The sequence below is a fragment of the Psychrobacillus sp. FSL K6-4046 genome (assembly GCF_038624605.1).
Lineage (GTDB): Bacteria > Bacillota > Bacilli > Bacillales_A > Planococcaceae > Psychrobacillus.
Window position 1 is genome coordinate 3,782,267 of sequence record NZ_CP152020.1, and the last position, 20,474, is coordinate 3,802,740.

General features: G+C 38.3%; 19 protein-coding genes. 7 read left to right on the top strand and 12 right to left on the bottom strand.

Features of this window, described 5'->3' with window-relative positions; translation table 11 throughout:
* Positions 1-31: 31 nt before the first annotated feature.
* Positions 32-736: a 23S rRNA pseudouridine(2604) synthase RluF gene (gene rluF / locus MKY09_RS18705; RefSeq protein ID WP_342568268.1), complete on the top strand. Its 705-nt coding sequence runs from the start codon at positions 32-34 to the stop codon at positions 734-736.
* Between the two features lie 47 nt (positions 737-783).
* Here rluF and murE read toward each other — a convergent pair whose 3' ends face one another.
* The 6 genes from murE to MKY09_RS18735 all read right to left on the bottom strand — a co-directional run bounded on the left by murE (position 784) and on the right by MKY09_RS18735 (position 8,158).
* A complete protein-coding gene (gene murE / locus MKY09_RS18710; protein WP_342567300.1) occupies positions 784-2,322 on the bottom strand; it encodes a UDP-N-acetylmuramyl-tripeptide synthetase in 1,539 nt (512 codons plus the stop codon).
* Positions 2,323-2,661: 339 nt separating this feature from the next.
* A complete protein-coding gene (locus MKY09_RS18715; RefSeq protein ID WP_342567301.1) occupies positions 2,662-2,955 on the bottom strand; it encodes a DUF6509 family protein in 294 nt (97 codons plus the stop codon).
* Positions 2,956-3,239: 284 nt separating this feature from the next.
* A complete protein-coding gene (locus MKY09_RS18720; protein ID WP_342568269.1) occupies positions 3,240-4,250 on the bottom strand; it encodes a serine hydrolase in 1,011 nt (336 codons plus the stop codon).
* Positions 4,251-4,283: 33 nt separating this feature from the next.
* On the bottom strand, positions 4,284-6,899 hold the full coding sequence (locus MKY09_RS18725) for a calcium-translocating P-type ATPase, PMCA-type (RefSeq protein WP_342567302.1): 2,616 nt from the start codon (positions 6,897-6,899) through the stop codon (positions 4,284-4,286).
* Between the two features lie 138 nt (positions 6,900-7,037).
* Positions 7,038-7,700, bottom strand: a complete 663-nt coding sequence (locus MKY09_RS18730) for a glyoxalase (protein ID WP_342567303.1) — start codon at positions 7,698-7,700, stop codon at positions 7,038-7,040.
* Between the two features lie 14 nt (positions 7,701-7,714).
* Entirely contained in the window at positions 7,715-8,158 is a 444-nt protein-coding gene (locus MKY09_RS18735) for an ASCH domain-containing protein (protein WP_342567304.1), read from the bottom strand.
* Positions 8,159-8,384: 226 nt separating this feature from the next.
* Here MKY09_RS18735 and MKY09_RS18740 point away from each other — a divergent pair, with 226 nt between their 5' ends.
* Positions 8,385-9,557, top strand: coding sequence for a DHHA1 domain-containing protein (locus MKY09_RS18740; protein ID WP_342567305.1), 1,173 nt, complete (start codon positions 8,385-8,387; stop codon positions 9,555-9,557).
* A 74-nt stretch (positions 9,558-9,631) separates the two neighbouring features.
* Here MKY09_RS18740 and MKY09_RS18745 read toward each other — a convergent pair whose 3' ends face one another.
* A complete protein-coding gene (locus MKY09_RS18745) occupies positions 9,632-9,883 on the bottom strand; it encodes a hypothetical protein (RefSeq protein WP_340881315.1) in 252 nt (83 codons plus the stop codon).
* 381 nt (positions 9,884-10,264) lie between these two features.
* Here MKY09_RS18745 and MKY09_RS18750 point away from each other — a divergent pair, with 381 nt between their 5' ends.
* From MKY09_RS18750 to MKY09_RS18765, 4 genes are all read left to right on the top strand, one after another.
* Entirely contained in the window at positions 10,265-10,669 is a 405-nt protein-coding gene (locus tag MKY09_RS18750) for a MarR family transcriptional regulator (protein WP_340881313.1), read from the top strand.
* 6 nt (positions 10,670-10,675) lie between these two features.
* The gene (locus tag MKY09_RS18755; RefSeq protein ID WP_169359425.1) at positions 10,676-11,851 is read left to right on the top strand and encodes an MFS transporter; all 1,176 of its coding nucleotides are present in this window, start codon (positions 10,676-10,678) and stop codon (positions 11,849-11,851) included.
* A 173-nt stretch (positions 11,852-12,024) separates the two neighbouring features.
* Positions 12,025-12,561, top strand: a complete 537-nt coding sequence (locus MKY09_RS18760; RefSeq protein WP_251555631.1) for a superoxide dismutase family protein — start codon at positions 12,025-12,027, stop codon at positions 12,559-12,561.
* A 17-nt stretch (positions 12,562-12,578) separates the two neighbouring features.
* Complete coding sequence (locus tag MKY09_RS18765; RefSeq protein WP_342567306.1) at positions 12,579-13,661, top strand: CAP-associated domain-containing protein; 1,083 nt, start codon at positions 12,579-12,581, stop codon at positions 13,659-13,661.
* Between the two features lie 54 nt (positions 13,662-13,715).
* Here the strand turns inward: MKY09_RS18765 and MKY09_RS18770 are convergent, their stop codons facing one another.
* The 3 genes from MKY09_RS18770 to adh form a co-directional block, all read right to left on the bottom strand.
* A complete protein-coding gene (locus MKY09_RS18770) occupies positions 13,716-14,447 on the bottom strand; it encodes an NADPH-dependent oxidoreductase (RefSeq protein WP_298474014.1) in 732 nt (243 codons plus the stop codon).
* A gap of 193 nt (positions 14,448-14,640) precedes the next feature.
* The gene (locus MKY09_RS18775; protein ID WP_342560079.1) at positions 14,641-15,003 is read right to left on the bottom strand and encodes a DUF779 domain-containing protein; all 363 of its coding nucleotides are present in this window, start codon (positions 15,001-15,003) and stop codon (positions 14,641-14,643) included.
* 22 nt (positions 15,004-15,025) lie between these two features.
* Positions 15,026-16,546 carry an aldehyde dehydrogenase gene (gene adh, locus MKY09_RS18780; protein ID WP_169359428.1) on the bottom strand — a complete coding sequence of 507 codons (1,521 nt, stop codon included), beginning with the start codon at positions 16,544-16,546 and terminating at the stop codon, positions 15,026-15,028.
* Between the two features lie 490 nt (positions 16,547-17,036).
* Between adh and MKY09_RS18785 the strand changes: the two genes are divergently transcribed.
* Positions 17,037-17,855: a YitT family protein gene (locus tag MKY09_RS18785; protein ID WP_169359436.1), complete on the top strand. Its 819-nt coding sequence runs from the start codon at positions 17,037-17,039 to the stop codon at positions 17,853-17,855.
* A 219-nt stretch (positions 17,856-18,074) separates the two neighbouring features.
* Here MKY09_RS18785 and MKY09_RS18790 read toward each other — a convergent pair whose 3' ends face one another.
* Both MKY09_RS18790 and MKY09_RS18795 read right to left on the bottom strand, forming a co-directional pair.
* Positions 18,075-19,592: an acetyl-CoA hydrolase/transferase family protein gene (locus MKY09_RS18790; RefSeq protein WP_169361266.1), complete on the bottom strand. Its 1,518-nt coding sequence runs from the start codon at positions 19,590-19,592 to the stop codon at positions 18,075-18,077.
* 223 nt (positions 19,593-19,815) lie between these two features.
* Complete coding sequence (locus tag MKY09_RS18795) at positions 19,816-20,460, bottom strand: LytTR family DNA-binding domain-containing protein (protein ID WP_169361267.1); 645 nt, start codon at positions 20,458-20,460, stop codon at positions 19,816-19,818.
* Positions 20,461-20,474 lie beyond the last annotated feature (14 nt).

Here is a 20,474-nt window from a genome sequence, read left to right on the forward strand (position 1 = left end):
TAATACCACAAAGAAAAGTAGGTGTTAAATGATGCGTATAAATAAGTTTTTAAGTGAGGCTGGCATTGTATCTAGACGTGGTGCAGACAAATGGATAGCAGAGGGCAAGGTCACCATTAATGGTTCAGTTGCTGAACTAGGAAGTAAAGTAGAGGCTGGCGATGATGTACGTGTAGATGGAAAGCCGGTAACTGTGGAGCAGCCTTTAGTATACCTTGCTTTAAATAAGCCAGTAGGTATAACTAGCACAACAGAGCGTAATATTAAAGGAAATATCGTGGACTTTGTTAATCACCCACTCCGCATCTTCCATATTGGTCGCTTAGACAAAGATTCTGATGGCTTAATATTACTAACAAACGATGGGGATATTGTGAATGAAATTCTTCGCGCAGAAAACAAGCATGAAAAAGAATATATTGTAACTGTCAATGAGAAAATCACAGACACTTTTATTGAAAAAATGTCGTCTGGAGTTAACATTCTTGATACAACTACTTTACCATGTAAAGTAAAAAAAATAGGACCAAAAACATTTAATATTATTTTAACTCAAGGCTTAAATCGCCAAATACGTAGGATGTGTTCTGCCTTAGGATTTACAGTTAAGAGATTACAACGAGTTCGTATTATGAACATTTCCATTGATGGTCTTGCTATTGGTGAATGGCGCGATTTAACTGAGCAAGAAAGAAAAGAACTATTTATGGAATTAGATTATCATCCTAAACGATAATAAAAGAAAGCAGTCCACACTTTAAATGTGGACTGCTTTTGTCTTATCTAGTTTCCAGCCACACGTTTCTCTAATGGTTGGAATAATTTCTTTTTATCTACATCTGGTCGAAGGGATTCTAGCTGTTCTAAAGCAATCTTAGCACCATAGTCCATTCCTTGACATCCACCTAGCAGAACAAGATCGCCTTCAGACACCTCACTCAAGCCAAAGCTAATGGCCTCTGGTAGTTCTTCATATAAATGAACCGTAATGCCTGCTTCGTCCATTACTTCTTTAAATACTTGTAACTCTTGTTCAGACACAACATCTTTCTTAGTAACGTGGGATTTACTAATGGTAGCAGTGATCTCATGAATACCTAATCTTGGTGCCCATTTAGCGATAGCTTCTGCATTTTCTCTATTGACGGTTACCCCTCTATCTCCACGAATTGCATATACAAGGGACAAGCGGTTAAAATCCATTTTTTCTAAAGTTCCAAGTGTAATATCTATGTTCCCACTATTTGCAAAGTGGTCATCTATAATTTTAAAATCTTCCTCAAAGATGATTTCAAAACGTCTTTCTACCCCTACAAATTCGTATAGGCTTTTTTGGATGGTCTCCACTGGAACACCACATAACAAGCCGGCTACAATACTAACCATCGAATTGTAAACGGAGTGGTAACCCGGTGTAGAAAGCTCAATTGAAAATTGTTGCTTGGGTATGATCATATCATTTGTAACTAAATCACGTTGAATAACTAGATTGAATTTTGCTCTTCCTGTTGATAAATCCAATTCTTCACATATTACATCTGCCGATTGGTCTTCTACACCAATAGTAATAACTGTAGCCTTTGTTTTGTTAATTAGAGAGGCAGAATAAGCATCATCTAAATTCAGAATCGCTACCTTGTCTGCTCCAGCGTCTCGTATAAGACTAGATTTATGTTCAAAATATTTTTCAAAGGATGAATGTAAGTCGATATGTTCTCGACTTATATTGTTTAACGTCACAATGTCAAAATCGACACAGCCTACACGTTTTAACTCTAAAGCAGAGGATGAAACCTCCATAGTAGCGTGAGTCACGCCTTCATCGACCATCTTAGCGTAAAATCGCTGTAGATCCAGCGATTCTGGTGTTGTCAGTTCAGAAGGCTCTGCATAATCACCAATTTTAACTACGACAGTTCCCATTAGACCTGTTTTAAGACCATGATTCTCTAAAATCGCATTAGTCATAAAGGAGGTTGATGTCTTTCCATTAGTTGCCGTAATACCTATCGTTTTAAGCTTATGGGTTGGATGATCATAGTAAGCAGCAGCAAGTGCAGCTAGAGCTTTACGTGCATCCCCAACTTTATATTGTGGAACTTCTAAAGCATCTATAAACTCCTCTACCACAAGTGCTACAGCACCATTTTCCACTGCTTGTCCAGCAAACTTATGCCCGTCCGCTTTAAAGCCTTTTATACAAACAAATACTTGGCCCTTCTCCACCTTCTGTGAATTATAAGCAAGTCCTGTAATATTAATATTTTTAGCATTTTTGACGTCAATTATAGATAGTTGATTCATCAAATTTGTTAGTTCCATCAAAACAGCCACCTTTATATGTAAAATCTTCTCAGTTAAGTTTACATCAATTCAAATAAGAAGGAAACTAAAAGGAAATACAAAACTATTTCCTTAATAGTCCTTCAATTGAGTCTATTCCATCATTTCTCTTGTTAAAAAGTCACGCCCGTTCATGGAAAAAATGACGACATAAAATATATGCTTTTCGTGAGAAGAAAGTAATCGGTTTTTCACTCACACCGAGACACCTTTCGTCTAGGCACCCCGCCTTTATTCTGTCTACCTTCACCTAAAATAAAATGAAAAAACGTGATATCCTAATGATTTCACGTCTTTCATTATTTGAGGCTAGTTGCGTTATTCCGCCTCGTTATAGTGTTCCATGCAAAAAGCAAGAACTACAGACTCTTCATTTTCTTCTAAGCCGTAATCTAATACTTTTCCATTACTGCGATCAAGAATGTGATATTGAACAATTTTTGACCCCGTATCTAAAACAGCTAAAATAACTCTCAAATCTAATGAGCTTGCCTCTTCAAATAACTCGTCATCCTCTGGAACTTCAAAGCCCAATAAAAATTCATATCGATCCCCAGCAATTATTCCTGTTGGGTCCTTTATCTTTTCAATCTCATAAGATGTAATATTCACAAAGTCCACCTCCGTCTATAGTTTATCATTTTTACAGAGCATTTTCTTATTTTGTTCGCTATAATAAAGAGATTATAAAAAGAAGGAGAGAATCTCTCATGCTTAACCCCGAAAAAATAATATATATACTTGTACCTGTTTTTCTTCTCGTATTAGTTTTCGGTGAAGGACTAAACAATATCGTATATTCTATCCTATCTTTCCTCTTAGGACTATCGATGCTTTACCTTGCTTATTCCCTTTTACGTAAACAACGCGAGGAGCGAAAGCAGCGCAAATAATATTTAAAGGCATTGCATTTGCTCCAACACTTTCATCATAGTAAAAGCACCCTCAGACTTATTGGAACAGATAGCTAATTTAAGTTGTTGAGCAGGATAGTACGCCGAGTGAAAGCTAACTCCAGGGTCATATCCCATTACGTGGTATTTGCTAATATTGTTCCCGTCTTTCTTTATCCATACCCCATATCCATAGTAATCATCATCCTGTTCTTTTACGTATGGTTGGAGTAAGGCTGCCGTTGTTTGCTCTTCTAATAATTTATTGTCTAGGAGGGCATCCCAAAAATGAAGCATATCCTGAGCCGTTGTAAAAGCTCCTCCATCCGACCCGCCTATGACGGGTAGAGAATAAATATTGGTTTTCCATGATCCATCCTCATAGTCTATATAACCTAGTGCCGTATTATTTGGTAAGGCATCCATCGGAAAATACCCTGAGTCCTTCATTCCCGCTTTCTCAAAAATATTTTTTTCTACATATCGTTGAAACGAAAGCCCTGTAGTTTCTTCTACGATTAAACCAAGTAAGATATAACCTGCGTTGTTGTAATGAAATTGTTCTCCTGGCGTAAATTTCATCTTACCATTCTGAAATAATGGTAAGAAGTCCTCTAACTTACGCATATGGTACATCGGCTTTTCAATCCAAAGTTCTTCAAAGTCATCCATCACTTCTTCATCAAAATAGTCTGGGACTCCAGAAGTATGTGTCAGTAAGTGATGAATAGTTATTGAATTATCAAAGTGAGGAAGAGTGATGGACGTACTATCCTTTAATTTTTGGTCATAAGCTAATTTCCCTGCCTCTACTAGCTGGCTAATGGCAACCGCTGTAAAAATTTTGCAACCAGATGCAATACCAAACCTGGTATCTATCGTGTTAAGTAGCAGATCGGAGCGGTTAGCATATCCAAAACTAGATTCTACTAGCGAGGATTCCTTATTTTTTAATACAATACTTCCTGAAAACTGCGATTCTTTTTGAGCCACTTCTATTTGTTGATTGTTCATCTCTCCCATAACATTTCCCCCTGATGATTATCTCTATTTTCTAAAAATCTTTACTACCTCGTTTACGATTAGTGGTAGTAAGCTAAGCCCAATAACAATTAACCAGTCCTCTAGTTGTAGCGACTGTACACTAAACACATCTGCAATTGGTCCAATTGAAACAATGAGCACCTGCAATACAACACCTAACAAAATAGAATATATTAATAACTTATTTTTAAACAACCCCGCTTTAAACACTGACTGGTTCATAGATCGGAAATTTAAGGAATGAACTAGCTGAGAAAAGCTTAAAGTGATAAAGGCCATCGTCTGAGCATGTGTCAATACTTCCTCGGACACATTCTTTGTAACTCCCTCTAGCCCAATTAAAAAGGCAACTAAAGTTGCAATACCTATTAGTAGACCGTTTAGCAATAAGAAAGGAATCATTCCATGAAATAATTGTTCCTTTTTTGGTCTTGGCTTTTCCTTCATTACTCCCGGTTCCTCAGGATCCATCCCAAGAGCAAGAGCTGGGAAAGTATCGGTCACTAGGTTAATCCATAAAATGTGAATGGAACGTAAAGGAGTCGGCCATCCAGCAATGATTGCGAAAAATAATGCTATGATTTCTCCAAGATTGCAAGACAAAAGGAAGATAATAGACTTTTTTATGTTTTTATAAATATTTCGACCTTCTTCAACTGCTTTTACAATGGAAGAAAAATTATCATCCGTAAGTACCATGTCTGAGGCACCTTTTGCTACATCCGTTCCGGTTATACCCATAGCAACTCCTATATCTGCCTCTTTTAAGGATGGTGCATCGTTCACTCCATCTCCTGTCATCGAAACCGTATTACCAGCGGCCTTCATGGCTTGGACAATTTTCACCTTGTGCTCAGGAGAAACACGAGCAAACACATTGATGTTTTGACATGTCTTAACCAATTGCGCTTGGTCTAAGGAGTCTAATTCAACGCCCTCCATAACCTCCGCATCAGAAGAAGCAATTCCAAGATCCTTGGCAATAGCAAATGCAGTATCCTTGTGATCTCCCGTTATCATTACCGTACGAATACCAGCACTCTTACATAGTGAAATAGAGTCTTTAACTTCTAATCTAGGAGGGTCAATCATTCCAACGAATCCAACGAAAATAAGGTCATTTTCAGCCTGCTCCAGCTCTATCTCTGCATCCACCTTATATGCCGCAGCTAACACTCGCAGTGCCTCGTTAGACATCGAGTGAGATGCATTTAAAATGATTACTTTATCCTCTTCCGTTAATGGTTTAACTTCTCCATTACTCCAAATTCTATTACATCGACCAAGTAATCGATCTATTGCCCCTTTGGTCATATAGTAATAGCCGTCTTCAGACTCGTGGATCGTCGTCATTAACTTTCGTTCCGAATCAAATGGAATCTCTGCGACTCTTTTTAACTCCGCTTCTAGGACATTTTTGTCTATCCCATGGCTCGCTCCTGCAGCGATTAATGCAATTTCAGTTGGATCACCTGTTTCAGCACCTCTCGTATAGGTAGCATCATTACATAAAACAAAAATTCTCATTAAACGTTCATGGCCAGTACTAGCCTTTTTTAGATTTGCTATTTCCTGAGTCTCTCCATTTAAGAAAAACTTTGTTACAGTCATTTTGTTTTGCGTAAGTGTGCCGGTCTTATCAGAACAGATTACATTTACGGATCCTAAAGCCTCAACCGCTGGGAGCTTACGAATGATTACATGTTGTTTAATCATTCTTTGTACACCAATTGCCAACACAATAGAGACTATAGCTGGCATACCTTCAGGAATAGCAGCAACTGCAAGACTGATCGCAATCATGAACATTTCTAGTAAATCTCTTCCTTGAAACATTCCGATTAAGAAAATCAGCAAAGAAATCCCCATTGCTGCAAAACCTAAATACTTACCTACTTGAGCAAGGCTTTTTTGTAATGGAGTTTGCTCATCCCCCGTATGTAGCATGCCTGCTATTTTACCAATTTGGGTGTTCATACCTGTTCCTACTGCTATGCCTGTTCCTCTACCAGCTGTGACTAGGGTGGACATGAATAACATATTTTTTTGATCACCTAGAGGAATTGTCTTTTCCTCTGTTTTAAGCTTTACATGTGCATCCTTTTCAACGGGAACAGATTCTCCAGTTAAAGCTGCTTCCTCTACTTTGAGGTTGGCGGATTCAATTAACCTAATATCACATGGAATATACGATCCCGCACCTACCACAATAATGTCACCCGTTACTACCTCAATCGAATCTATCTCTTTAGATTGACCATCCCTTTTGACTACAGCCTTTGGAGTGGACATATTTTTTAGTGCTTCTAATGCTTCCTCTGCTTTTGACTCTTGAACGACACCTACAACTGCATTGATAATAACTACTATCCCAATAATAATTGCGTCTGCCACTTCTCCTACAAAAGCTGAAACCGCTGCAGCAACTATAAGTACATAAATAAGCACATTGTTAATTTGAGCAAATATTCTTTCAAACCATGATTTCTTTTTGGCAGCTGCCAGTCGGTTAGGTCCATTTTTTTCTAATCTCTGCCGTGCTTCATCAGTGGTTAGACCTTCTTGTAGATTAACCTGTAACTCTGTTGCTATCTCTTCGGCCCTTTTGTTATACCACATAAGTTTTCATGCCTCCTTTTTATGTATATCTTTCCCCTAGAAAAAATTTTAATGTAAATAATTTTAAATATCAGTTGTACTTTAGGGTCTAAAAAAGCGACATTCTAAAAAAAGCGACTGTAACACTAGAAGTGTTACCTAGTCGCTCTCATCCTCTGATAACTCGCCTTTTTCATTAATTGCAACTCTTTTACCATTCGTAAAATGAATGTCTATTGGAGAGGTAACACTCATCTTTCTAGAGAAATACCATCTGCGTTGTGGAGGGACGAGTAATATAAATGTATCTTTTCTACCTATAAAGTTTAGCACCTCAGGCTCGATCCGAACATGACCTGACACAGCAATACCTAGATTTTGAAGCTGTTCTCCTACCTGTTTTACAAAAGGAGTTGTTATACTTACCTCACTTATATTCAGTAAGGATTCAATACTGAAGTCACTCCATTTATCTACATGTCTTCTAGCGATAAACTCGATTACATTACCAGCCGGGTCCTCAAAATAGAATGCGTCTGCGTCAAACCGACTATAGTATATATCGTCTAACCCATCCTCTCTATTTAGCACAACTCTTTCCTTTGCCCAAAGTTTAGCAAGTGTGTATTGATTGCCTGGAATATTAATCGCAAAATGATACAACGAAGCATGTTCTGTTTCTTGAAAGACAAGGGTTGAATCGCCAATTTCTACTTGAAAGTAATGGTCATCTGCTGCTGTAACATTGAGCTCTAGCACATTCCCATAAAATCCTCGCAGCTCCTGTAACTTATTTGTATACATGGTTACTGTTTTAAACATACTCGCACCCCTTTTTATTTAACATCAATTACTTCAAATCGTTCACAGACTAACAATAAATCTTCTTCAAACTTCAACCCAACTTTGTCTAATTCATTTGTGAAAAAATTTATGTGCGTTTTTTTCCAATAATCATAACTTCTGTCTCCTTCGCCCTCTGCATGCGCAAATTCTTCAGAAATTCTATTCATCGGTTTAATGGTGACATCCTTTGTTTTTATAATACAAACTGGTTCATCCTTGGTATTTAAGATAATATTATACTCACCAACCTGTGGAAGTGGCTCATTTTCTTTTTCATATAGAATATGAGCGGAACAAGTAGCAGTTTTTATTCTGTTTACAACTAGTTGTGCCAAAGTGTCCGCATCTTCTCCAAATTGCCAAGCGGAGACCTTGGGCTCATACTCTTTGTCTTTCCAAAAACTGTTCCAGTATTCTCTAGCAGCTACATTCATATGGATTACCTCTTTTATTTAATATTTCGTTAATTTTAGTATAGAGAAGGATTTTTCAAAATACTATTGATATTTTCACTATTTCTTTCAAGGTTACCAGAACTAACTAGAAGTAATGGAGGATTTATAAGATATTAGTGTATACAGTAAGACAAGAAGAACAATCATACAGGGATGCAATCGCTAATGAAGCCATCGGGACATCCTACATAAGGGAGCTAATGAAATGACTAAAAAATTATATTACGAAGATCCTTACCTAACTACTTTTACTGCCTCTATCATAAAAAAAGAACCTGAATATGTAATAATTTCAGAAACAGCTTTCTATCCTACTGGAGGCGGGCAACCATGTGATACAGGTAGCCTAAATGGTATTTCCGTAATCAACGTAGAGATTATAGATGGAGAACTAAGACATTTTCTAGCTGAGCCATTAGATTCTCAGTCCATAGAAGTGAAGGGGAGTATTAACTGGAGGAGACGTTTCGACCATATGCAACAGCATGCCGGTCAGCACATCTTATCTGCAGCCTTTGCGGAGCTTTTCCAAATGCAAACAGTAAGCTTCCACCTTGGTAAAGAAACTGCAACAATTGATTTAGATACAACCGAAGTTACTGCGGAGCAATTGAAAAAAGTAGAAGAATTAGCTAATCAAATAATTCTTGAAAACCGCGCTATTGAAACAAAGTGGGTGACAGAAGATGAGCTTACTCAATACAAATTACGTAAAGCAACTAGTATTAAGGAAGATATCCGATTAGTCATCATTCCTGATTTCGATTACAACGCTTGCGGCGGCACTCATCCATCTTCGACTGGACAAGTAGGTTCCATTAAAATCCTACAGACAGAGAAACAAAAACGGCATATTCGAGTGGAATTTGTCTGCGGTAAAAGAGTGTTAACACAACTTGACCGTAAGCAGGATGTATTACTTAGCCTAATTAGCAAGCTGAGTTCACCGGAGGAAAAGCTAGTCGATGCTGCAAATAACCTATTGCATACTAACAAAAATTTAGAAAAGCTATTAAATGAGCACAAACAGGAGCTTTTAAAGTTCGAAGCCAAGGAGTTATTAAAACAATCTATTAACGATATAGTAGGTGTTACTTTTGAAAATAGAACTATTCAGGATCTACAAAGGCTTGCTCGCTTCCTTGTAGAGGAATCCCCTTCCTCCCTATGTGTATTAGTTTCACATAATGAAGAAAAGCTTCAAATCGTAACTGCCCGTGGTACAAATAGAGAAGAGAGTATGAAAGCATTGCTTCTACAGCTACTTCCTCTAATTAATGGTAAGGGTGGAGGAAACGATACACTTGCCCAAGGTGGAGGCGAAGCAGCGCTCTCTAGTACAGAGCTCTTAAATAAGGCTTTAACTTACATTAAGTAGCCGTGCCATAAAAGCTCCTTCTACATATACTAACTTGACTAAGTAGAAGGAGGATATTATTTTGACGAATCAATTTAATTTTCCGGGTTTATTTCCCGGCGGATTTCCGGGAAGACCACCTGGTGGACCTGGAAGCACAGGAAGACCGCCAGGAGGGCCAGGTGGCTTTCCGGGTATACCAGGTTTTCCAGGATCACCGGGTTCGCCAGGTTTTCCAGGGTCTCCGGGTTTTCCGGGCTCGCCAGGGATGCCTGGATTTCCAAATAGACCGCCAGGTGGCGGGCAGACTCCAGGTACACCAGGTAGGCCTCCAGGACAAAATACACAAGGAGGGCCACCTACTAGCCCTCCGCCCTCGTTTATTCCTCAACAAAGACAGGATGTAGGCGTGTTTGCGGTTGACCCTGGCGCTATTAGAAATTGCTTGTTCCGGAACACTTATATTTGGTTAAATAACGGAAGAGGCTTTTGGATCTACCCAACCTATGTAGGTAGAAATTCAGTTTCTGGTTTTCGCTGGAATGGTTTTCGTTGGACCTTCTACGGTACAGACCTAGGAAGAATAACATCTTTTCAATGCTTTTAAAAAGCCGAGTCTTCTCGGCTTTTTCTTATTTCTCCAGTTTTCTCCCACTTTACAAAGTGTATAATGAGGATTAAAATAAAACTTAGCTAGTTAAATAATTTTCCAGACAAGGAGCTAGAAGATGACAAATCCACTTATTCATGAGCTTTTCCAAAAGACTCGTTATTTATCGTATGAGGTAAACAAAACGCTAAAGGATTATAATCTTTATTCATCTCAATGGTCTGTCTTGAATTGCGTCTATCGACATAATGAAATGACACTGACTCAAATTTGGAAGTATTTAAATGTGGAAGCCCCTACGATCACTCGTACAGTCAATCGATTGGCTGTTTTAGGTTGGCTAGACATAAAGGCTGGAAAAGACCGTCGTGAAAAAATAGTAAGACTTTCAACCAAAGCGCTAGAAACCTTTCCTACTATTGAAAACTCTATGAATGCTTTCGAAAACGAAATGATTTCTGCCCTGTCTAAAGAAGACCAACAGCTTTTAATGGAGTTGTTAAAAAAAATTAATAAGGAGTAATGTTTTTTGACTAACAAGGAACCAATATGGACTAAACCTTTTATCAGTTTGTTCAGTACAAACTTCTCCATATTTATCATCTTCTATGGCTTAGTAACTGTTCTTCCTCTTTACGCTACAGATGTATTAGAGCGTTCGGATGAAGATGCCGGTTTACTAATGACCATTTTTTTAATTTCTGCAATTATTATGCGTCCGTTTACCGGTAAGCTTTTAGATTTAGCTGGTAAGAGAAAGATGCTATGGATCAGTTTATTTTTATACTTGATTTGCACAGTTATGTATTACTTCATAGAACCCTTTAGTATCTTGCTTATTTTGCGCTTTGTCCAAGGTATTTGGTTTAGTATCGCTACAACCGCCAGTGGCTCCCTTGCTGCAGACAATATTCCACCATCTAGACGTGGTGCAGGATTAGGATACTTTACTATGTCTACAAATTTAGCTGTTGTAGTAGGTCCCTTCATCGCTTTGACGATTGTTCAGTACTTCTCATATGATATTTTCTTTATAGCTATGAGCCTACTTTTATTAATTGGTGCTTTAACGGCATTATCCATTCCACCTGAGAAACAGCCAGCCGTGCCACCTGTCAGAGCAAAAATGACTTTAAACGATCTTTTTGAAAAGAAATCTTTACCAATCGCATTAATCGGGAGCTTAGTCGCTTTTTCATACGCAAGCATTCTATCTTATCTTTCTATATACTCCCAACAAAAAGATTTGTTGTATCTAACTAGTAGCTTCTTTGCAGTTTTTGCTATTGTGATGCTTGTAAGTAGACCATTTACCGGAAGAATTTTTGATGAAAAAGGACCAAGATACATAATAATACCGGGATTAGTCTTCTTTATGTTTGGACTTATTTTATTAGCATATATGGATAGTCCCTTTACATTCTTATTGTCTGGCGCTTTTATTGGTTTAGGATATGGAGCGATTGTGCCTAGCTTCCAAACACTAGCTATACAATCGACTACTCATGAGAGAAGTGGCTATGCAACAGCTACCTTCTTTACATTGTTCGATACTGGTATTGCTATAGGTTCTTTCATCCTCGGAATTGTTGCATCGAAACTTGGGTATCAAGGGCTTTACCTGCTATCTAGCGGAATTGTTGCCTTGACCTTGATTGTATTCTTAATGCAAATGAAGCGATTGAGAGCAAACCTTAATCGCTAAGCTTAATGCCTTTTGAGGGACAAACGCTTTGTTCCGAGTTAATCCGTTTATATTATAAAAAGCACAATGCAGAAGTCGACTGCATTGTGCTTTTTATTTAAATAGATGTATATAAACCCTATATTTGGTAAGACTTATGTGGACTTAAAAATGTAAAATTAGGAGGGACATAAGTGTATAAACATATTACAGTTACTTTAGTAATTACTAGCGTTTTATTGGCAGGGTGTAGCTTTTCTTCAGTTGATGCAGATAAAGGTGAGATGGTGGATGTTTCATTGATGAATTCAGAAGGTAAACAAGTAGGAACTGCAACGCTTTCAGAAACCTCCAAGGGTACCCACATTTTATTAAAAGCAGAGGGGTTAGCTCCTGGAATTAAGGCCATCCATTTTCATGAGAAGGCTAGCTGTGAAAAACCAACGTTTGAATCCGCCGGAGGTCATTTTAATCCTACTGGAAAAGAGCATGGATTTCAAAATCATAAGGGGTATCATGCCGGAGATCTACCCAATATTGAAATAGACAAGGATGGAACTGTTGAGTTAGAAACTATTTCACCTGCTGTAGTGTTAACACAAGGGAAAAGTAATTCTTTGTTAGATGCTGATGGTAGTGCTATTGTTATTCATGAAAGTGCTGATGACTATAAAACCGATCCTGCAGGTAATTCTGGCAAAAGAATTGTATGCGGAGAAATTAAGAAATAAGTTGGAGTGTGAAACACATGAGAAAAGTAGGCTGGTTTCTTCTTTTGTTAGTAGCCATTTTCTTCTCCAGACCTTTGTGGGAGGAATATACAACTGAATATGTTGATCTTTCTTTTCTTCAGCCTGTAGATGAATGGATAGAGTCTATGGAGGTTGGTCAGTATCTAAATGAAGCGAAGGCTTACTGGCAAGAGATGAAATCTAATCCTACTTCCTCCCCAACTAAAACGAGCATTCCTCTTTCTGATGCAGGCATTGAGCTAGATCAGATTAAGATGGGTATGAAAAAAAGCGAGATTGAAACGGTATATGGAAAAGCTCAAAGAGTTAGTCTAAACGAATACGGGTTAGTTTGGCATACTCACCATGAAAACTATCAAAATTTCATGATGGTTTCTTATGATTCTCAAAATAAGGTAAATGCCATGTTCACTAATCAGCCCTCTAACTCCATGTTTTTAGGGATGACTATGGATAGTAATAGAGAGCAGGTGCTTGCTGCTTTAGGAGAACCTATCAAACGTTTAAAAAAGGGTAACATCGTCTATATACTCCCAGACTCGGGGGAATATGATTTGTTTTTGGTCAATAACAACTATGTTACTTTTTTTTATGATATACATGAGAGCAGTACTATTACAGCAATACAAATTGTAGAGGAATCCGTGGAAAAAAATCATAAAAAAACATTTGGTGAGCCTTCTGAGGAATTGAAAAAAGGATTTGAATATCAGCTTTTCGATTTAACAAATGCTGCTCGTGCGATTCGTGGTTTACCTATCCTTGCGTACGATGAATCAGTAAGTGACACCGCTCGGAAGCATAGTGAGGATATGGCTATCCATAATTATTTTAGTCATGACAACTTACAGGGGCTAACTCCTTTTGACCGAATGGAGCAGGATGGTCTTAGCTTTACCTATGCTGGTGAAAATTTAGCATACGGACAAAGCAGCAGTATATTTGCCCATGAGGGATTGATGAACTCACTTGGTCACCGTAAAAATATTCTAAGTCCAAATTATAGGAATTTAGGAGTCGGAACTGCTTTTAATGATACTGCCACACCCTACTACACTGAAAACTTTTTTACACAGTGAAAAGCTATAGAGAGGATCACGACTAATGTCGGGATCCTCTCTTCTAAATTTCACTTACTTTAAGTTAAATCCTTTACTTGCTAAGAAATCTCTCACATGGGGTCTGCGAGGACTTTCTAGGAAGTCTGCCATTTGACTTGTCCAAGTAGATACTTTTTGGTTAGATCCACGACTCAAGTAATATTCCTTCATCGTTTCATCATACTCTTTCAGAAGCTCTCCGTATTTACCAGAATTATAATCATTTTCGTGGAGAATGGCCTCCACTGGTAGACGTGGCTTCACCTCATTTTGTTGGTCAGGCACACCTAGTGTAATTGCAAAGAGTGGAAATACCCCTTCTGGCAGATTAAACAAAGTACTAATTTCATCTAATGCATTTCTTACCCCACCTATGTAGCAGATGCCATAGCCTTTGTCTTCGGCAGCAATAACAAGATTTTGCGCGAACAGGGCTACGTCTACTGTTCCGACAATTACATTTTCAACCGTATCAATCGTTATTTCTTTTTCTTGAATTTTGCCAGCCGCTTGTAAGCGATTGAAGTCTGCACACATTAGAAGAGCTGCTCCTGCAGTAGCAAATTGAGTAGGGTTTTTGGATAGTCTACCTAGTTCTTCTTTTTTCTCCTCATCGGAAACCCATATCACGCTATAGGCTTGTACGAAGTGGGAGCTGGCTGCATGTTGAGCAGTTTCTATAAGCTCTACTACTTCTTCTCTCGGCAACTTATAGTCTTTATATTTTCTCACAGAAGCATGCGCTCGTAACAGTTCTTTAACCATTCGTATTCCTTCTTTCGTTGTTTTTTCTAAAGTAAGTATAGCTTAATTTATTTTAAGAATGAAACAAATCACACTCTAAGGAAACGGAATGGCTATTAAAGACGGCAAGTAACAAGCTATGGGCTCTGCAGTGCTTGTTGAGTCAATTACAAATAAGCACAGGAAGGGGATACCATTACTGTGCTTATTTCCATTATTCATAACTACTAAGCTGAGTGTTCTCGTCAGAGGTAAATGCCCGGGATCTTGTTAGGAATCGTTTGCCCTCTACTCCTTCTAAAGAAAACATTCCTCCTCTTCCCTCTACCACATCAATGATTAGCTGGGTATGCTTCCAGTATTCAAACTGATTCTTGTGCATGTAAAACGGAACATCCCCAATATGTCCTAAGAGTATATCCTGATCTCCGATAATTAGCTCCCCATTGGGATAGCACATAGGAGAGGACCCGTCACAGCACCCTCCTGATTGATGAAACATTAAGGGACCGTGCTTACTTTTCAATTGCTCGATTAGCTCTAGTGAAGTATCTGTTGCGATGACCCTTTCGACCATCTACATTCATCCTCTCTGTTGCTTAAAAGAATCCTAATTTATTTTCACTATAGCTCACTAATAGATTTTTGGTTTGTTGATAGTGACTGAGCATCATCAAATGATTTTCTCGGCCTATTCCAGACATTTTGTAGCCTCCGAAAGCAGCATGGGCCGGGTATTGATGATAACAATTTGTCCATACACGTCCTGCTTGAATAGCACGTCCAAAACGATATGCTGTATTCATATTGCGTGTCCATATTCCAGAACCTAAGCCGTATAACGTGTCATTAGCAATTTCCAGAGCTTCTTCTTTCGTCTTAAATGTGGTAACCGACACCACTGGACCAAAAATTTCTTCCTGGAATATACGCATTTTGTTATGACCCTTAAAGACTGTCGGCTTAATGTAATAGCCCTCTGCCAATTCACCTTCTAATGTATTCCGTTCGCCACCGATCAGGCACTCTGCTCCCTCTTGTTTTCCAATATCCAAGTAGGATAGAATTTTCTCCATTTGCTCTGTGGAAGCCTGTGCTCCCATCATTACATCAGGGTCTAAAGGATTTCCTATGTTAATAGACTCTACTCGAGCAATTACTCGTTCCATAAATTTATCGTAAATAGACTCTTGAATAAGCACCCTTGAAGGACATGTACACACTTCTCCTTGATTTAAAGCGAACAATACAAAGCCCTCTATTGCTTTGTCTAAAAATGCATCATCTTCATCCATTATGTCCTCAAAGAAGATATTTGGTGATTTCCCACCAAGCTCTAGTGTTACTGGAATAAGGTTTTGAGAAGCATACTGCATGATTAAACGGCCAGTGGTAGTTTCTCCGGTAAAGGCAATTTTACTGATTCTAGGACTAGAGGCTAAAGGTTTACCAGCTTCTAAGCCAAATCCATTTACGATATTCACCACGCCAGCGGGAAGTAAATCCTCAATCAGCTCCATTAGTACTAATATAGAGGCTGGCGTTTGCTCTGCTGGTTTTAGCACGACACAGTTACCAGCTGCTAAGGCCGGGGCTAGCTTCCATACTGCCATTAGGATAGGGAAATTCCAAGGAATAATTTGTCCCACTACACCAAGAGGTTCATGGAAATGATATGCAACTGTATCATTGTCTATTTGGCTAAGCCGACCTTCTTGTGCTCTAATGGCACCAGCAAAATAACGAAAGTGGTCAATAGCTAAAGGTAAATCAGCATTTAAAGTCTCTCGTACCGCTTTACCGTTGTCCCAAGTCTCTGCAATAGCTAACATCTCTAAATTTTCTTCTAAACGGTTAGCAATTTTGTTTAAAATATTTGATCGCTCAGTTACCGATGTCAATCCCCAAGCTTCCTTGGCCGCATGAGCTGCATCTAAAGCCAATTCGATATCCTCCGATGTGGAACGAGCAACCATTGTAAATACCTTTCCTGTCACAGGTGTGACATTCTCAAAGTACTGCCCATTAACCGGTGGTGTCCACTCTCCGTTGATATAATTATCATACTTGTCCTTAAAGGAAACCTTTGCCCCTTCAGTATTAGGAAATGCATAAACCATCCCTATTCCTCCCCCACATTTTTTTGCGCATTTAAATAATATGCAAAAGAATAATTATGTATGCGCTTACATTTTTAATTACTTTCCATGAGATGAATCTTATATCCCTCCTCCAATAATATCAATCTTATAATAATATTAACAGATTAAAATGAATATTCAAACTATATAATTTGATAAACTTATTTAAAGATGGGCTCTGTTATTTTCATAATTTCTCTATCAGCCACGTGCAATATTAAAGCCTTCATTATTCTTTTCAGAAAGGACTACATAAATTTAAATAGATAGATTAAAAATGCTTATAACATTTTTTGGATAATTTTATTAATATATAGAAAACACTCTTTTAATTTTTTGAATTTTTTATAAAATAGAAGAATGGCTATTTTTTAGAAAAGAGGAGATTAAATTGAGTGATATAGCGATTGAGCTGGCAAAAGTTAAAATACCTCACAGAAAAACCCCCAAAAAAGTTGTTGCTGGGCGCATGATCATGATAGCAATTGGAGCTATCCTGATGGCGGTCGGTCTAGAACTTTTCTTAGTTCCCAATCAAATTCTCGATGGTGGAGTAGTAGGAGTTTCTATCATTATTTCACATTTAACGGGAGTAAGATTAGGAGTTTTTATCTTCATACTAAACATTCCATTCTTTTTCTTAGGATACAAGCAAATCGGAAAAACCTTTGCACTATCCACTCTTTTTGGTATTACTATACTGTCACTCTGTACATCTTATTTACACCATATTGATGCTTTTACAAAAGATTTACTGCTATCAACTGTATTTGGAGGCATCGTTCTTGGAGTCGGAGTAGGATTAGTTATTCGTCATGGAGGTTCCTTGGATGGCTCTGAAATTTTAGCTATTCTTTTTAATAAAGCATTACCTTTTTCAGTTGGCGAGATTATTATGATAATAAATCTAGTCATATTCTCTGTTGCCGGTTTCGTCTTCACTTGGGAGCAAGCCATGTATTCCTTTTTAGCCTACTTTGTAGCATTTAAAACTATTGATATCGTTATTCAAGGTTTAGATGAATCTAAATCCGTCTTTATTATTAGTGAGAAAGTAGAGATTATTGGAGACACTGTCATGGACCGTCTTGGTCGGGGAGTAACATATCTTCATGGGGAAGGTGCCTATACAGGGGATAGTAAGAAGGTAATCTTTACAGTAGTTACTCGATTAGAGGAAGCCAAGTTAAAATCTATTGTGGAAGAAATAGATTCCCATGCCTTTTTAGCAGTAGGCAACATAGCCGAGGTACAAGGCGGCAGATTTAAGAAAAAAGACATTCATTAACAAGAAAAGCGCAACCGCCTATGTCTGCCCCGACAGGCAAATGGGGAAATGCGAGGAGGCAGTTCCTCAGCCACCGGAGCTTTTCTCCATTTGACCCCGAGGGGCAAGGCGGTGGAGCTAGACATCGAGAAAAGCGCAACCGCCTGTTTTTACCACTACTTTTTATTTTGCATATTTAAAACCCCGTACCTTGTAGAAGGATACGGGGTTTTATTGGTTTTAAGCTAATGATTCTTCTTTATCTAACATAGTTCCAGTTTCAGCAAATTTCGTGTGGAAAGAGAATGCTTTCTCTAATACATGAGGAGTTTGTCCGCCTCTAGTTAGGGCCTCCACGAAATAACTGCTTAACTGGTCTCTATACATTGGATGCACACAATTATTAATAATTAAAGATGCACGCTCTCGAGGAGCTAAACCGCGTAAATCAGCATAGCCTTGCTCTGTCACTACTACATCTACGTCATGCTCGGTATGATCGACATGAGATACAAATGGAACGATACTAGAGATATTTCCACCCTTAGCAATAGATTTGGTTACAAATATAGCCAGTTTGGCATTGCGTGCAAAGTCTCCGGAACCTCCGATACCATTCATCATCTTTGTACCACATACGTGTGTAGAGTTTACATTTCCGTATATATCAAACTCTAACGCTGTATTAATAGAGATTAGTCCAAGACGACGGATTATTTCTGGATGATTTGTAATCTCCTGTGGTCTTAGCACAAGCTTTTCACGATATTGATCGAAGCTACCGAATACCTGGTTCATCTTTTCTTCTGATAGTGTAACCGAACATCCAGAAGCAAAGTCGACCTTTCCTGCATCGATCAAATCAAAAACAGAGTCTTGCAATACTTCGGAGTAAACCTCAAGGTTCTCAAATTCCGAATCAATCATTCCGTGTAATACGGCATTAGCGACAGAGCCTATACCAGCTTGAATAGGCGCTAGCTTCTCTGTTAATCTTCCAGCCTTTACTTCCTCACGAAGGAAAGTGATTAAGTGATCTGCCATTTCCTTTGTTTCCTCATCCGGAGGAACAATTGTAGATGGAGAATCCAAATACTTAGTAAAAACGATTCCTTTAACCTTAGATGCATCAAAAGGGATACCAATGGTACCAATTCGTTCACCTACGGAGGTTACAGGGATTGGTTGTCTATTGTCTCCTTGTGCGACTGGCTCATAAACATCATGTAAGCCTTCGAACTCCTCAAGTTGCGCTAAGTTTATTTCAATAATAATGTTATTTGCATGAGTAACAAAGGTTGCAGAGTTACCAACTGAAGTAGTTGGTATAATCATTCCATCCTCTGTGATTGAAACCGCTTCCACAATAGCGAAGTCAATTGTAGGTAAAACCCCGTTACGAATTAATTCGGATGTATGAGATAAGTGTTGGTCAACAAATAGATGATCACCTGCATTAATATGCTTTCTCATAGTTGCATCCGCCTGGAATGGTAAACGTTTATTAATGATTCCTGCTTCTGATAGAAGCTTATCTATGTCAGAGCCTACTGAAGCTCCTGTAAATACGTTAACTTTAAAAGTATCTTTCTTAGCTCTATCTACTAATGCTAATGGCACCGCTTTCGCATCACCCGCACGTGTAAATCCGCTTAATCCTAAAGTCATTCCGTCTTGAATCCAGGAAGCCGCTTCTTCTGCGCTTACTATTAAGCTATGTAATTTAGTATTTTTTATACGATTAAGTTCTTTTAACATACAGACATCCCCCTCATTAGTTGCCTTGTCTAATTATTTTACTTCGTATCGTCACAAATTTGATAAAAACAGTCAAAGACACTTATAAAATGAATGAAGCAGAAAAAATAATGACTAAAACAGAATGGATTTTAAAAAAATTCATATTTTGCTATATCAAAAAAAGGAATAAATAAAAAAAGCTTGAATAAAAAGAGATTAACCCCTTATCCATGCCTTCTTTTTAAAAACCTAATAATTTCCTAAAATAGCTAGAATACGACTGGCTAACAGATACCTTTTCTCCGGTTTGCATAGCTAATACAAAGGTAGAATGTGTATCCGGGTATATTTCTTTAATCTGATGCACATTGACGATAAAAGAACGGTGACACCGTATAAAGGATTCTCTTGGTAGTCTATATTCAAAATCCTGGAGTGAACCAGCATGTGTACCAGTAAAATTTTTAGTCACGATTCTCGTTTTTCGATCTCTTGCTTCTAAATAGATAACATCTGAAAAAGGAACAGGCATCCAGCCGTCTAGTGTTTTGACTGTAATAACTGATTTTCCATCTGTCAGAGCAGGATAGATGGCTAAAACAGTTCCTTCTACCTCACCGTTGTGCTGCAAGGGTACAGCCATCCCATGATAAGGAATCCCAAACATTTCTCGATTGATAAACTCAGAGACCTTTTGGTTACTATGCAGCGCTTTATACGCTAAAGTTCCTTCCTTTATAGGGTCCCCTGGTTTTATCTTTAAATCAATGCGTGTGCTTGGTCTATAGTATATATACTTTTCTTTGTCTGAAACGGCTATGGATATTTCGTCCGAAAATAACTGGCCAACTACATCTAAAAGTCCACCTAAAGAGAGCTCATGCACCCTTTTCTCCCCCT